This window comes from Enterobacter sp. BNK-8, assembly GCF_048685095.1.
GTDB classification, from domain to species: domain Bacteria; phylum Pseudomonadota; class Gammaproteobacteria; order Enterobacterales; family Enterobacteriaceae; genus Enterobacter; species Enterobacter quasiroggenkampii.
Genome location: NZ_JBLQTN010000001.1, coordinates 1,707,651 through 1,721,493 on the forward strand (window position 1 = coordinate 1,707,651; position 13,843 = coordinate 1,721,493).

Consider the following 13,843-nt stretch of genomic DNA (forward strand, 5'->3'; position numbering starts at 1 on the left):
CCAACCCATGGACTTTTCCCGTTTTTTCATCGACAGGCCGATCTTTGCTGCCGTCCTGTCGATTCTGATTTTTATCACAGGGTTAATCGCCATCCCGCTGCTGCCGGTGAGCGAATACCCTGATGTCGTGCCGCCAAGCGTGCAGGTGCGCGCGGAGTACCCGGGCGCCAACCCGAAAGTGATTGCTGAGACCGTGGCGACGCCGCTGGAAGAGGCGATCAACGGCGTTGAGAACATGATGTACATGAAATCCGTCGCGGGTTCGGACGGCGTGCTGGTGACTACCGTGACCTTCCGTCCGGGAACTGACCCCGATCAGGCGCAGGTTCAGGTGCAGAACCGCGTCGCGCAGGCCGAGGCGCGTCTGCCGGAGGACGTGCGGCGTCTGGGCATTACCACCCAGAAACAGTCCCCGACGCTGACGCTGGTGGTGCATCTGTTTTCGCCAAACGGTAAGTACGACTCGCTGTATATGCGCAACTACGCCACGCTGAAGGTGAAGGATGAGCTGGCGCGCCTGCCCGGCGTCGGCCAGATCCAGATTTTCGGCTCCGGCGAGTACGCGATGCGCGTCTGGCTGGACCCAAATAAAGTGGCGGCGCGCGGTCTGACCGCCTCGGACGTGGTCACGGCGATGCAGGAGCAAAACGTACAGGTCTCCGCCGGTCAGCTTGGCGCCGAGCCGCTGCCGAAAGAGAGTGATTTCCTGATCTCCATTAACGCCCAGGGCCGCCTGCATACCGAAGAAGAGTTTGGCAATATTGTCCTGAAAACAACGCAGGATGGTACGGTCGTCCGCCTGCGCGACGTGGCGCGGATTGAAATGGGCTCCGGGAGCTATGCGCTGCGTTCCCAGCTGAACAATAAAGACGCAGTCGGGATTGGTATCTTCCAGTCACCCGGGGCGAACGCTATCGACCTGTCTAACGCGGTGCGCGCGAAAATGGACGAACTGTCCACGCGCTTCCCGGCAGACATGAAGTGGGCGGCACCTTACGATCCGACGGTCTTCGTGCGTGATTCGATCCGTGCGGTGGTGCAGACGCTGCTGGAAGCCGTGGTGCTGGTCGTGCTGGTGGTCATTCTGTTCCTGCAAACCTGGCGCGCGTCGATCATTCCGCTGATCGCGGTGCCGGTGTCGGTGGTGGGTACCTTCAGCATTCTCTACCTGCTGGGCTTCTCGCTGAATACCCTTAGCCTGTTCGGGCTGGTGCTGGCCATCGGTATCGTGGTGGACGACGCCATCGTGGTGGTGGAAAACGTCGAGCGAAACATCGAAGAGGGGCTTGCGCCGCTTGCGGCTGCGCACCAGGCGATGCGTGAAGTGTCCGGGCCGATTATCGCGATTGCGCTGGTGCTGTGCGCGGTGTTTGTGCCGATGGCGTTTCTGTCGGGCGTTACCGGCCAGTTCTACAAGCAGTTTGCGGTGACGATCGCGATATCTACGGTGATTTCAGCGATTAACTCGCTGACGCTCTCTCCGGCGCTGGCGGCACTGCTGTTAAAGCCGCACGGCGCGCCGAAAGATTTCCCGACCCGGCTTATCGATCGTCTCTTCGGCTGGATTTTCCGTCCGTTTAACCGCTTCTTCCTCCGCAGCTCAAACGGCTATCAGGGGCTGGTGGGCAAAACGCTGGGACGACGCGGGGCGGTATTCGTGGTTTATCTGCTGCTGCTCTGTGCCGCAGGCGTCATGTTTAAAGCGGTGCCCGGCGGGTTTATTCCGACGCAGGACAAGCTTTACCTGATCGGCGGCGTGAAAATGCCGGAAGGCTCTTCGCTGGCCCGCACCGATGCGGTGATCCGCAAAATGAGCGAAATCGGGATGAATACCGAAGGCGTGGACTATGCGGTCGCGTTTCCGGGACTGAATGCGCTGCAGTTCACCAACACGCCGAATACCGGGACGGTCTTCTTCGGTCTGAAGCCGTTCGACCAGCGTAAACATTCCGCGGCGGAAATTAATGCCGAGATTAACGCGAAAATCGCGCAAATCCAGCAGGGCTTTGGCTTCTCCATCCTGCCGCCGCCGATTTTAGGGCTGGGTCAGGGGTCGGGCTATTCCCTGTACATCCAGGACCGCGGTGGTCTGGGATATGGCGCGCTGCAAAATGCGGTGAACACCATGTCCGGTGCAATTATGCAGACGCCGGGGATGCATTTCCCGATCTCAACCTACCAGGCTAACGTGCCGCAGCTGGACGTGCAGGTTGACCGCGATAAGGCGAAAGCGCAGGGCGTGTCGCTGACCGATCTCTTCGGGACGCTGCAAACCTATCTGGGCTCGTCGTACGTCAATGACTTCAACCAGTTCGGACGTACCTGGCGCGTGATGGCGCAGGCGGACGGGCAGTTCCGCGACAGCGTGGAAGATATTGCGAATCTGCGCACCCGTAACAGCCAGGGCGAAATGGTGCCGATTGGCAGTATGGTAAACATCACGACCACCTACGGGCCGGATCCGGTGATCCGCTACAACGGCTACCCGGCGGCGGACCTGATTGGCGATGCCGACCCGCGCGTGCTCTCATCAGCGCAGGCGATGACGCAGCTGGACGCGATGTCTAAGCAGATCCTGCCGAACGGGATGAACATCGAATGGACGGATCTGAGCTTCCAGCAGGCCACCCAGGGCAACACGGCGCTGATCGTCTTCCCGGTCGCGGTGCTGCTGGCATTCCTGGTTCTGGCGGCGCTGTATGAAAGCTGGACGCTGCCGCTGGCAGTGATCCTCATCGTGCCGATGACCATGCTCTCCGCACTGTTTGGCGTCTGGCTGACCGGGGGCGATAACAACGTCTTCGTGCAGGTGGGGCTGGTGGTGCTGATGGGGCTGGCCTGTAAAAACGCCATTCTTATCGTGGAGTTTGCTCGCGAGCTGGAAATTCAGGGTAAAGGCATCATGGAGGCCGCGCTGGAAGCGTGCCGCCTGCGTTTACGCCCGATTGTGATGACCTCCATCGCCTTTATTGCCGGGACCATTCCGCTGATCCTCGGCCACGGCGCGGGCGCAGAAGTACGTGGCGTCACCGGGATCACGGTATTCTCCGGTATGCTGGGGGTGACGCTGTTTGGTCTGTTCCTGACGCCGGTGTTCTACGTGACGCTGCGTAAGTTCGTCACGCGTGGGAAGAAAGAGGAAAGGGACGTGCTGCCCGCTTAAGGACGTTGCTGATAATAAAAAACCGCCTTCACTGTGAAGGCGGTTTTTTTTTGCATCAGGTAAAACGTTAAGACGTTTTTTGATACTGGGCGATGAGGTCGGGGAGCGGATCCCAGCCGCTGCTGTCGGCGTTTTTCACCGCTTCCAGGGCACTTGCTACGGTATGGCGGGCCAGTACCGCTAACGACGCCTGCTCGGCCTCTTCGGAAATTGATTTAAAGTACCAGCACGCGTTAGCGCTGACCACGCAGCGAGCCGGTACGTCAGGGCGCGACGCCCACAGCTTTTTATCTTCGATGACCGACAGATAGATGTCGCGCAGGGTGATCTCTTCCGGCGGGCGACCAAGATGAATGGAGCCGTTACGGCCAAGCGTTGAGACGATAATGCCGTCTCGCGTCAGCGGAACCATCAATTTGCGGATGAAGCTCGGGTTCGCTTCCAGGCCATAGGCCAGAATCGCACTCGTTGAACGTTCACCCAATTGCTCCGCCATCGCTACGCTGAGAACCATCTGCAAAGCTGTCGGGAAGCGGTAATCTAACATTTCTCTGTCCTGGGTTGCGGTGAATCTTGTTCTTTTTGGCACCGCAGAGGTGAATAAGCAATAAACAACAATATAACAAATACGGTAATTATTTTGAAGCAATCTGCGGCATTTGCGATCAAACCCCCTGTTCTGCTTTAGCTAAACGTGCGGTTCGGGAAGTCAACCGTCACCAGGAGGCCACCTTCTGCAGAGGTACTCAGATTTACGCTGCTGTTGTGTTGCTGCGCCACCGCTTTGACGATGGCAAGCCCCAGGCCGCTGCCGCTTTGCACCTGATTGGGATCGCGGAAAAAGCGGTCGAACACGCGCTCCTGCAGCTCGACCGGAATACCCGGGCCCGCATCGGAGACGCGCAGCTGAACGACGCGATCGCCTGCACGCACGTCGACCTGAATCCGCCCGCCCTCGGGGCTGTACTTCACGGCATTCTCAATGAGATTATCAATCAGCGACACCAGGCGTTCCCTGACGCCTGAGATCCACACTTCATCCTCCGCAAAGAATTCCAGCTCGATCCTCCGCGCAGACGCTAAGGGCTCCAGCTCGGCCATACGTGCCTGGATGAGCGTCGTCAGCGGCACGGGCTCCATGGCCGTATCAATACGCGCTTCGCTGTGCATCATCAGCAGCAGCTGATTGACGAGACGCGCGGCGCGGCTGTTGCTGCGGATCACGCCGGCAAGCAGCTCCTGCTGGCTTTCGCTGATGACCCAAGACTGCAGCGCTTCCACGTTGATGCGCATCGCCGCGAGGGGCGTACGCAGCTCGTGCGCGGCATCCGCGATGAAAACACGCTCCCTTTCCGCGCTTTCACGCACCCTGGCAAGAAAGTCATTGATCGCGTCCACCATCTGGCGAAGCTCTCTGTGCTTCGGTACGGCTTTTAACGGGGAGAGATCGTCCGGCGTGCGTAACGTAATCTCATTGACCACCTTATTCCAGGGACGCATCGCAATGCGTATTGACAGCCACGCGGGAAACAGCAGAAAAGGGAAGCAGACCAGCAGCGGCAGGATGTAGTACCCGCGTGAGTTCAGATAGATAAAGAAGTTCCAGCCGCTGGCTGGGGTGAAAAGGGTAACCTCCACGTCGGAGTGCGGGGATTTGAGGGTGCGGCTGGTCCAGGTTCGATCACCACTTTGAACATGCTCCAGTTCGCCGAACCGGGTGTTTGTTATCCCTGCGGGCGCACCGTCGGAGGCAAAAATAACGGCATTATTTTTGCGAACGATGAGGTTAATCGATAGCACGGGATCTTCCCCTCCGCCGTAACCTTCACGCAGCGCCTTGCTGAAGGTCTCCAGCACGGCGGTACGATCCTGCGGGCGTCCGTCCATACGCTCAGCCAGGGTAAAAACGGTTTCGTACGTTTTACTGCCCGTGAGGATAGGGGGGCTACGCAGGTCCTCCCACAGAATAAAGGTTAAAAAAAGACACCACAGCAGGGTAAGCAGCAGCATCTGGGCGATGATAATTCGCCGTACCAGCGTCGGACGCCTCAGGTGATACCAGACGTTTTGCATTAACCGGTCACCTTCTGTATTGAGACGGTATCAATAACGTACCCGACGCCCCGGACCGTTCGCACATAGCCGTCGCCGATTTTTCGCCGTAAATTTCCCATATGCACGTCGAGCGCGTTGCTGATGTTCTCTTTGTTGCCGAATATCCTTTCTTCCAGAAACCGCCGGGTCAGCACGCGGTCCGCGCGCAGCATCAACGTTTCCAGCAGCGCGTATTCACTGGCCGTTAAATCGATATGCCGCGCACTCACCGTCACGCGGCGCGTCGGGACATGAAGGGATAGCCCACGAATTTCTATCGCCTCATTTTCAAAACCGTAGCTGCGCCGTGCAAGGGCTCGCACTCTCGCCAGCAGCTCGGCGAGAATAAAGGGTTTGACGAGATAGTCGTCCGCGCCGGCATCCAGCCCGCACAGGCGATCCTGCAGCGTCCCTCGCGCCGTCAGGATGATGACGGGGATCCCCTTGAGTTGCTGACGCAAACGCGTCATCAGGCTCATGCCATCGCCATCGGGCAGCCCCAGGTCGAGCAAAATAAGTTCCGGCACGCAGACGTCAAGCTGATGCAACGCATCCTCTTTACGGCGAACCCATATGACGTCAAATCCTTGATCTGAGAGGGCGATACGTACGCCATTGCCGAGATCCAGGTCGTCTTCGATAAGTAGAATTTTCACATTGGTAACGGTATCAACCGTGAATGAAGAATAACTTAAGAAAAAAACGGTAGCAGGAAATCTGTCCGGATGACAGCACCTGCCCGCGCTTCAGTGTTTCTTCATTTTCGGCTCATAAGAACCTTAGGGTCACTCTTCAAAATGGGCGTTCCGGCGTTTAACCGCCTGCATCGTCATCATTTGAATCCATAAGGACTTCCTTAATGAGAAATATCGAACTGCGTCATACGTTCCCTCATTTACTTTCGGACCGCTGCCTGAAAACCCTCGTGCCGGGCGTCGTTCTGGCGTTACTGGCTACGCCTGTACTGGCGGAAGAACAGCGCCAGGGTAACGTCTTAACCCTGGGGGGCGGCGTGGATGTGGGGCCGCGCTACTCGGGTTCAGATAAAACCCGCGTCTCAGCGGCTCAGGTAGTGGATTATTCCATGGCAAATGGCTTCTTTATCGGCACCACGCGAGGGATCGGTTACGGTAACAACGTTGGCAACCTGGATTACAGCGCAGCGCTGAGCTATCGAGTTGGCCGTAAAGATAAAGACGTGAGCAGCGATTCGATCAGCTCCGGTAGCGACGAGCTGCGAGGGATGGGAGAGATTAAAGGCTCGGCAATCATCGTGCCCGGGCTGGGGTACAAGGTGACCGACTGGCTGAATCTGCAGCTGCAGGCTGAGGTTCCGGTGTCTGAGAGAGACAACGGAGAGGCGGTGCATTTCGGCTTGAGCAGCCCGCTCTATACCTCACCAACAAATGCGGTGACGCTGGCGCTGACCGGCAGTTGGGGATCCGACAAGTATATGCAGACGTATTACGGGGTCAACGCCGCCCAGTCGGCCGCATCGGGCTTTGCCCGACATGACGCCGGGGCCGGGGTTTATGCCTGGTCGATGAACCTGGACTGGACCCACAAGCTCACCTCTCGCTGGAGCGTGCTTGCCTCAGCGGGCGTGACGCAGCTGACGGGGGATGCGGGTGATAGTCCGATTGTGCAACGCAAAACGTCGCCTACGGGGAGTTTGAAGGTGACGTACAGTTTTTAATTGTGGGTTGCGGCGGCTGGTGGTCTTGAGCCGTATATAAGCCGCTCCGGTTTAGATGGCGGGGCGGAACCTCTTGCTGACAATTACAGCACACGTGGTTGACGGATTTATCTAAAGCTCCATTGTGCTGTGATGACAAACACGGAAGGGATGATAATACCCACATCCATGCCAAAATAAGACGTAAAATTATACTGGAATCCGTGATATATGTAGGGGGAAAATCCTATCCCGGTTACTTTTTTAAAATCATGGTATGAACCATGGTCGCCACAATCATCGAATGTATCAAAGAAAAATTCGCCTACATATCCATAGATTCCCTTAAAAACCCAACCGTTATTCCACCCAGCCCAGTCTCTTCTTACGCCGGCAGCCAGACATCTGTCATTAAAGCTGTTTTTCATTGTGCCTAGCACAACACTATATTTCGATGTATCCGAAAATTTCCTCTCCACGGATATAAACTTGTTTTCAAAGTTCTCCGTGTATTGTCCGTGATTATTTGTCAGATGATAAACGTATGAGCCCGTGTTTATAGAATACAGATTTATTTCATCTGCAGAGCAATTCCATGTAACCAGATAAAAAATTCCGCACCACAGCCATGCGGGGTATCTTTTACGTGCTGTCTGCTTATGTGGAATATTATCCATATTCGCTCACTTTGGCTAACGTACTGAATTTATAAGAACTAATTTTTGGCCTGCAGCTGTACAAATTTTAGCATACATACGGAAAGTTGAGATCTTGCGTCACGGGAACGGGAAAATGTTCGCTTTCGGTGCAGACAACGCGGACCTTGTCAGACAGTTCCATGCGAGTCATCTCAATTCAGTACACGGCTGGTACAGTCCGCCTCTGGCTCGATGCGGACGATCTGACTGAGCTTAAGGTTCGCAGTGAGCGAAAAACGGTCCTTTAATCCATTCTGTATCAGATGCAGGACTAACACTAGCATGTGATAATCTACCGGGGGTAGGTCATCGCATCTGGTCAGGTAGTGGCGATGTGATTCTACGGTGTAAGAAATGAACAAAGATATTTGGTGTTAAAAAATGACGAAAATGGACGATGACTTTTTAGAATATGATCTGGACTGGTTTTTATCCAGCCAGGAAGGGTACTTAGCGCATTTTGCAACAGCAGGTCAGGGGCCGATTCCTGAAAGGATCAAGTCATCTGTCGAGGACTATAATTTTATTCTTGATTATATTTACTCATTGGAACCCTTGTCAGAGGTCTATGTGATAGAAGGCAATCTGCCTGCTTTTTCAAATGAAAATGAACGTTCTTGCTATCTGCGCTCATTTGTTGAGATGTCAAGTAAAGGATTGTTCAGCTACAACTATGAACAAGATGGGTATAAATTAATTTCGCAACCAAAAACACCATTGAAATATGAAACATTGCCAAATGAAGTGAAAGGTGTGATTTATGTTGCAGATAGAGAAATTGACTTATAGATATGATATGCTGATGCGGCATGCGCTCAATTTTTTGACACGCAATAGCCATAGAAAGATCCGATCGTGTCACGGCGCGGATCGACTCGAAGATCGATATCCGCTCTGAGCGAAGAGCGGAAATAGTATTTATGAATGACTTTTACATAGCCAAATAAATTATTATTTGCCGCTTTTTTCTGGTTAATCACGAACACCATCATAATCATTAAGTATTTGCATTAATATTATTCTTGGTATGTCTTTTGTGGATATTCTGAAACTGGTGCTCAGGCGCGAGGCAATCATGGCGGAAGTAATTTTATTATCATCGTAGGTGACGGTCATATGCTTTCCGATATTCTGTCGGGTCATGTCCGACAACCTTTTGCCACATTCATCGGAGAATCTAAAGACTAAATTCTCTGCTCCTGTCTCATCCTTCTCTACATAATCAATTGACTTTACACATCCAGAGTCAAACGAAGTTTTCTCATTACCGACCGAAAAAACAAAACTCCCTTTTGCTGCAGTCGATGTCAATGGCACAAGCACCACGAGTAACAACACCCCAAACTTGATTTGCATCTTCTTCTCCTTTTATGTGTTGACCTGATCCCCATAAATTAACATATCTCAACGTTATCAACGTCTGCTTTTGGCTTGCAACGGACCGCCTGAAGCGCCGCGAAATATGCTATGAGGGCCGGCTAAAAGTAACAAATGCGATGGCCGAAAAATAAGCTCATCAGCATGTATGGTGGATTTAACCAAAAACATGCATAGTTTCCAATTGCTCTTTTTTTATTGCATTACAAGAGGATAAAAAATTATCTTTAAAATCTGATGGGGGAGTTTTTAGTTGCTGCACTGCCGCTTTATTTACTTCTAACTCCCGTAATTGTGCGATTGTGCTTCTACGAATCGAGGAAAGAAAAAAGTCCCCTGAATTTTCTTTATGACTCTCCAAATAATTAGTTAGTATTTGAGAAGATACTTGAATTGCTTTTTCCTCAGAAAAACCCAAAGTAAAGCGAGAGTAGATAACATTGTATTGGTATAGACATGCTGCTTCAGCCATTTGTTTAGCTTGCTCCCCAGGGGAGGATTGATTTGCCCACGATTGGGAAGTGACGAGCAATATAAGCAGTAACAATTGTTTTTTCATGTGTAGAGTCCCTACCATTATGAATGCAATATTTAAAACTTTGAAGCCTGGCATTGACAACAACCGCTGACCTGCTCCCCGTTGACCAACTAAGACTCTTGTTCTTAATGTCCGCCCCTGGCACAAAACTGACATTGCAGAAATAGTAGGTCAGTTTGGATCGAGGAGCGGAAGTTTGCAATCGCTCTCATAGCGGGTGTCAGCGGCACTCATGTCAGCCCAGGAAATGTTGTCAGTTACTCTATCCAGGGGACAGGTTCACCACTATAGCCACCACAGCGATTTTCTTTACTGCTTGAGACATTCCCATCTCTTACCCCGCAATCCATTTTAGCTTCAGTAATGTTTAAATATTCTTCCGTATTTCCTGGCCTCTTTTCAACTACCAATAACGGGTTACAACGTCGGTGACCTTGCTGCCGGTTCCACCTCCGACTAACCGTTCGTTTTTGAACTATGTTTAACACCAGTCAGAATAATAAAATTGTTAAGTATTTACAGGACCTGAGCGGCGGGGCCTCCCTCCGGAGCATTTGAAAGCCAGAACCTCAGTTTAAAGTGTGGCAACATTTCGTGGGTAATATTCATGTCCGGAGAATAACGTGTTCGGAAAGCTATTGTTGAACTACATGCCAGGGCTACAAAATTTGTTGGCCTACGATAAAAGCTGGCTAAAACATGATGTTAAAGCGGGGTTATCCGTTGCGGCTGTCGCGCTCCCTGTTGCGATTGCTTACGCTGAGTTGGCGGGTGTGGGGGCAATTGTAGGGCTCTATTCCTGCGTTTTACCAATGATAGCTTACGCACTGTTTGGCTCTTCACGCCAGCTTATTGTGGGCCCTGATGCCACAACCTGTGCGGTGATTGCGGCCGTCGTATTTCCGCTTTCTGCCGGGAATCCCGAACTGCACTGGCAGCTGACGATCATCATGACATTGATGATGGGCGGGTGGTGCCTCCTTGCAAGTAAATTTCGCCTGGGCGCGCTCGCGGATCTGCTTTCTCATCCCATTCTTACCGGATTACTTAATGGCGTAGCCGTGACGATTATTGTCGGGCAATTAGGCAAGGTATTGGGGATCAAGCTTGATGAGGCGCAGGTTATTGAAAAAATAATCGCCTTGCCAGGTCGACTTTCAGATAGCCATTTATTAACCGTAGGAATATCCCTTTTTACGTTAATTATTTTAATGGTGATCAAAACGTATCGCAGCCAGTGGCCAGCACCTTTAATCGCCATTGTAATAACAACGGCACTGGTATGGGTGACCTCTGCGCAACAGTACGGTATTGCCACGATAGGGGGAGATGGCTTCCAGCCTGGTTTACCGGTCGTTCACTGGGGGGCGTTCCAGCCGGGGCCGATGCGTGATTTGGTGATCCCGGCGCTGAACCTGGCGTTGGTCAGTTTTGTCAGTCTGATGCTGACCGCCCGCAGTTTTGCCGCGAAAAATGGCTACGAAATTAATGCGGATGCAGAGTTCCGTGCGCTGGGTATTGCGAACATTATGTCGGGGTTATCTCAGGGGTTTGCTATCAGTGGCGCCGATTCCCGGACCGCGGTGAATGATTCGGTTGGGGGAAAAAGCCAACTGGTTTCCGTGGTCGCCGCCTTGATCATCGGTATCGTCGTGCTGTTTTTCACTCAGCCATTACAATACATTCCGGTATCTGCGTTAGGTATTGTTCTAATGTATGCATCATGGTCATTAATCGATTTACGTGGACTATGGAACCTGAGACGCAGAAATAAACAGGCCTTTCGCCTGGCCTTCTTCACGTTTGGCTGTGTTTTAATTATCGGCGTTATCCAGGGGATTGGCCTTGCGGTGTTGCTTGGGTTGTTACAATTCCTTCGTACAGTATTTCGTCCCTCTGAGCACCTGCTGGGCACTGACGAAGATGGAATGATTCATTCGTTAGGGAATACCACCGATATTAAAATGGTCCCGGGCGTGCTGATGTATCGATTTAACTCACCGTTGACCTATTTTAATGTGGCTTATTTTAAACGTCGGGTATTGAACCTGGTTGATGGGGCAGCCATACAACCTAAATGGGTGGTCATTGATGCCGTTGCCTGCTTCACCTATTCAGACATCAGCGTCCTGGCAACCATTAATGAGTTAAAGCGTGACCTGAAAGGCCGACAGATTAAATTAATCCTTGCGGGCAGGAAAACGGAATTAACACGCTGGTTTAAAGACAGTCGGCCAACAATGAATGATGATGACATGATTCTGGCGCCAGACCTCTACCTGGCACTTCGCTTCATTCAAAGTAAAGAGAGTGCGAGTGAGGGGGAATCAGTCAGTGATACATAACCAAATACTGGTTAAAGGCTTGTAACGCATGCTACTGGCAGGCAGGGAACCCTCACACTTTCTACCACCGAGGCGCAACTACAGTTGGCCTGGACAGTGAGGTGTTCCTAGCCTGTCTTACCTTCTTCTGCCATCTATCTCAGTAAAAACTGAATCAGCTGAACAAAGATATACACTGCCGCCGCCACTCGTATTGCCTGCCAACTCCATCTGAGATAGCGCCATTCATAGCGTTCTCTGGCATTAGCCTCTGCTATAGCGGAGTCATAACGCTTTTTTTTCTTTCTCCTGACTACGTCTATTACCCACAGGATGAGAATAAAGATAATGATAGTTTTCAGAAATATGGGATTATCCACTAAAAATGACTCCGGCTTGCTCGCTGAAAAAGCAGAATAGATGAACAGTCGTCACGTATCCACCACTAAATGTGGGGGTATGAATGAAATTTACCCTGATTCGATTTTGAGATGACCCTGCCCATAGCCGGTTTCTCCGCTGTGAATGCGCAATCTGTGGTGCGACGTATCAGGCTGACGGCTATAAGCAAGGAGCGGACCTTGAGTACCATTCATTTTTGCCGGAACAAAAATAGATAGGGTCGTGCCTACAAATAAATAAACTCATAATTCACAATGTAACTTCCAATATTATTCACACGAGCCGTTACCCACACCCCAGTCATTCCCTGCTTACGGTGGCTGTGCAGATATTCTTTGTTTGTACAAAGCTGAATCCATCTGTTGGTGTTCTGATCTTTTAACCAGAGACCCGCTTCACAATGGCCATACTTACCTCTCGAAGGCCCCGGAAAGACAACCTCATATTCAGATTCATAGCCAATTATTTTGTCCGGGAAGAGATAGACATAAATATCATAGCAATTTAAGCTCAATACAAACCCAAGGCAAAAGCCGCTAAAAAAAGCACTGGCAATATATTCTAATGTTTTGTTAAAAGTGCGCAGGTAAAAAGCGCGCATAACAAAAATTGTTCCAATCAAAACGCCAAGTGAAATATATGTCATCCATTCAGGAGCGGATTTTTTTAATATAGTATTATGGGAGATGCCAGATGCCCATGACATATACCAGAACCATCCACCTAAAACGCTGAATATCACGGCTGTAACAAGTAATTTCTTGCGTTTATCTTCGAAAGAATAATTTTTAGTCATGGTTTTGTTTTGTATGTATCAAACGAAAGTGTTGACCTTACCAGGAAAAGCTATTTTATATTATTAAATTCAATATGCCTCCTGTTTCGAGTTAAATTTTTTAAGCTTCCTCTTTTGACCGTAGCTTGCTCGCTATCCGCGAGCAAGCCACACCCCTTAGCGATACAGCGTTTTTTCCGCAACCGGAATAAGGAGCCCGGATCGCCAGTCCGCGAGTGTCAGCTGCGCAAGCTTACCGAGCGCGGTATAAAACGGATGTCCGGCGTTGTCGACAAACACGGACAGGAAGCGGGTGCTCCACGGCAGCAGGTGCCACGCCAGAAGTTGAGCGCACTCCGCATCGCGGCCGTTCTCAGCCAGCCAGGCCGCGAGCAGCAGCAAAGTCCCGAAGTGATCTTCCGGTTCATTCAGCTGCATTTCAAATGCGATAGCGTTCTCCCGCATCCACTGGCGCAGAGCGAGGGTCGAGTCGCCGAACAGTACGGATTCGCGGTCAAGCCAGACGGAGCCCCACGGTGGCGCGGGCAGGGCGTAAGGGCCAACAAACAGCCGTTGCCAGGCGTCCTTCAGCGGCTCATCGGCAGACGCGGCAAAGGTGTCAGCTACAGGCTGCAGCGTTTCCGACGGCAGGGGCCAGTCCTGAACCCAATCCCCTGCGGTGAGGGCCTGCACCAGCGGCGCGGCCTGCTCGCTGTCTGGCGAGAAATAAAACAGCGCGCCCAGCACCCGGGCGCTGAACGCGAACGATTCACGATGTGAGACGTCTTTCATTACAT

At 51.9% G+C, this 13,843-nt stretch carries 13 protein-coding genes; 4 read left to right on the plus strand and 9 right to left on the minus strand.

The features are described 5' to 3' along the window. The first annotated feature begins 7 nt into the window (after nucleotides 1–7). Nucleotides 8–3,163 carry a multidrug efflux RND transporter permease subunit OqxB gene (oqxB, locus tag ACMGGU_RS08260; protein ID WP_021241210.1) on the plus strand — a complete coding sequence of 1,052 codons (3,156 nt, stop codon included), beginning with the start codon at nucleotides 8–10 and terminating at the stop codon, nucleotides 3,161–3,163. A gap of 67 nt (nucleotides 3,164–3,230) precedes the next feature. Here oqxB and ACMGGU_RS08265 read toward each other — a convergent pair whose 3' ends face one another. The 3 genes from ACMGGU_RS08265 to ACMGGU_RS08275 form a co-directional block, all read right to left on the minus strand. Further along, nucleotides 3,231–3,710, minus strand: a complete 480-nt coding sequence (locus ACMGGU_RS08265; protein ID WP_025760257.1) for an RrF2 family transcriptional regulator — start codon at nucleotides 3,708–3,710, stop codon at nucleotides 3,231–3,233. A gap of 137 nt (nucleotides 3,711–3,847) precedes the next feature. Continuing rightward, nucleotides 3,848–5,236, minus strand: coding sequence for a sensor histidine kinase (locus ACMGGU_RS08270; RefSeq protein WP_395299172.1), 1,389 nt, complete (start codon nucleotides 5,234–5,236; stop codon nucleotides 3,848–3,850). After that, nucleotides 5,236–5,913 (minus strand): response regulator, encoded by a 678-nt coding sequence (locus ACMGGU_RS08275; RefSeq protein ID WP_395299173.1) that lies wholly within the window; start codon nucleotides 5,911–5,913, stop codon nucleotides 5,236–5,238. Before ACMGGU_RS08275 ends, ACMGGU_RS08270 begins: the two co-directional genes overlap by 1 nt. 203 nt (nucleotides 5,914–6,116) lie before the next feature. Here ACMGGU_RS08275 and ACMGGU_RS08280 point away from each other — a divergent pair, with 203 nt between their 5' ends. Next, a complete protein-coding gene (locus ACMGGU_RS08280; RefSeq protein WP_163342368.1) occupies nucleotides 6,117–6,953 on the plus strand; it encodes a MipA/OmpV family protein in 837 nt (278 codons plus the stop codon). A 107-nt stretch (nucleotides 6,954–7,060) separates the two neighbouring features. Here the strand turns inward: ACMGGU_RS08280 and ACMGGU_RS08285 are convergent, their stop codons facing one another. Beyond that, nucleotides 7,061–7,609, minus strand: coding sequence for a hypothetical protein (locus tag ACMGGU_RS08285; RefSeq protein ID WP_239516612.1), 549 nt, complete (start codon nucleotides 7,607–7,609; stop codon nucleotides 7,061–7,063). 402 nt (nucleotides 7,610–8,011) lie between these two features. On the opposite strand from ACMGGU_RS08285, the gene ACMGGU_RS08290 reads away from it, so the two are divergent. Beyond that, the gene (locus ACMGGU_RS08290) at nucleotides 8,012–8,419 is read left to right on the plus strand and encodes a hypothetical protein (RefSeq protein WP_284961528.1); all 408 of its coding nucleotides are present in this window, start codon (nucleotides 8,012–8,014) and stop codon (nucleotides 8,417–8,419) included. A 183-nt stretch (nucleotides 8,420–8,602) separates the two neighbouring features. Here ACMGGU_RS08290 and ACMGGU_RS08295 read toward each other — a convergent pair whose 3' ends face one another. Together ACMGGU_RS08295 and ACMGGU_RS08300 are read right to left on the minus strand one after the other, a co-directional pair. Then, complete coding sequence (locus ACMGGU_RS08295) at nucleotides 8,603–8,986, minus strand: SecDF P1 head subdomain-containing protein (RefSeq protein ID WP_069719327.1); 384 nt, start codon at nucleotides 8,984–8,986, stop codon at nucleotides 8,603–8,605. Nucleotides 8,987–9,164: 178 nt separating this feature from the next. Then, the gene (locus ACMGGU_RS08300) at nucleotides 9,165–9,566 is read right to left on the minus strand and encodes a hypothetical protein (protein WP_083261466.1); all 402 of its coding nucleotides are present in this window, start codon (nucleotides 9,564–9,566) and stop codon (nucleotides 9,165–9,167) included. 602 nt (nucleotides 9,567–10,168) lie between these two features. Here ACMGGU_RS08300 and ACMGGU_RS08305 point away from each other — a divergent pair. Beyond that, the gene (locus tag ACMGGU_RS08305; protein ID WP_262796172.1) at nucleotides 10,169–11,890 is read left to right on the plus strand and encodes a SulP family inorganic anion transporter; all 1,722 of its coding nucleotides are present in this window, start codon (nucleotides 10,169–10,171) and stop codon (nucleotides 11,888–11,890) included. 134 nt (nucleotides 11,891–12,024) lie between these two features. Here the strand turns inward: ACMGGU_RS08305 and ACMGGU_RS08310 are convergent, their stop codons facing one another. The 3 genes from ACMGGU_RS08310 to dmsD form a co-directional block, all read right to left on the minus strand. Beyond that, nucleotides 12,025–12,249 (minus strand): hypothetical protein, encoded by a 225-nt coding sequence (locus ACMGGU_RS08310; protein WP_069719325.1) that lies wholly within the window; start codon nucleotides 12,247–12,249, stop codon nucleotides 12,025–12,027. 248 nt (nucleotides 12,250–12,497) lie between these two features. After that, complete coding sequence (locus ACMGGU_RS08315; protein WP_420300396.1) at nucleotides 12,498–13,067, minus strand: hypothetical protein; 570 nt, start codon at nucleotides 13,065–13,067, stop codon at nucleotides 12,498–12,500. Between the two features lie 156 nt (nucleotides 13,068–13,223). Then, nucleotides 13,224–13,838 (minus strand): Tat proofreading chaperone DmsD, encoded by a 615-nt coding sequence (dmsD, locus tag ACMGGU_RS08320; protein WP_111966766.1) that lies wholly within the window; start codon nucleotides 13,836–13,838, stop codon nucleotides 13,224–13,226. Nucleotides 13,839–13,843: the final 5 nt, after the last annotated feature.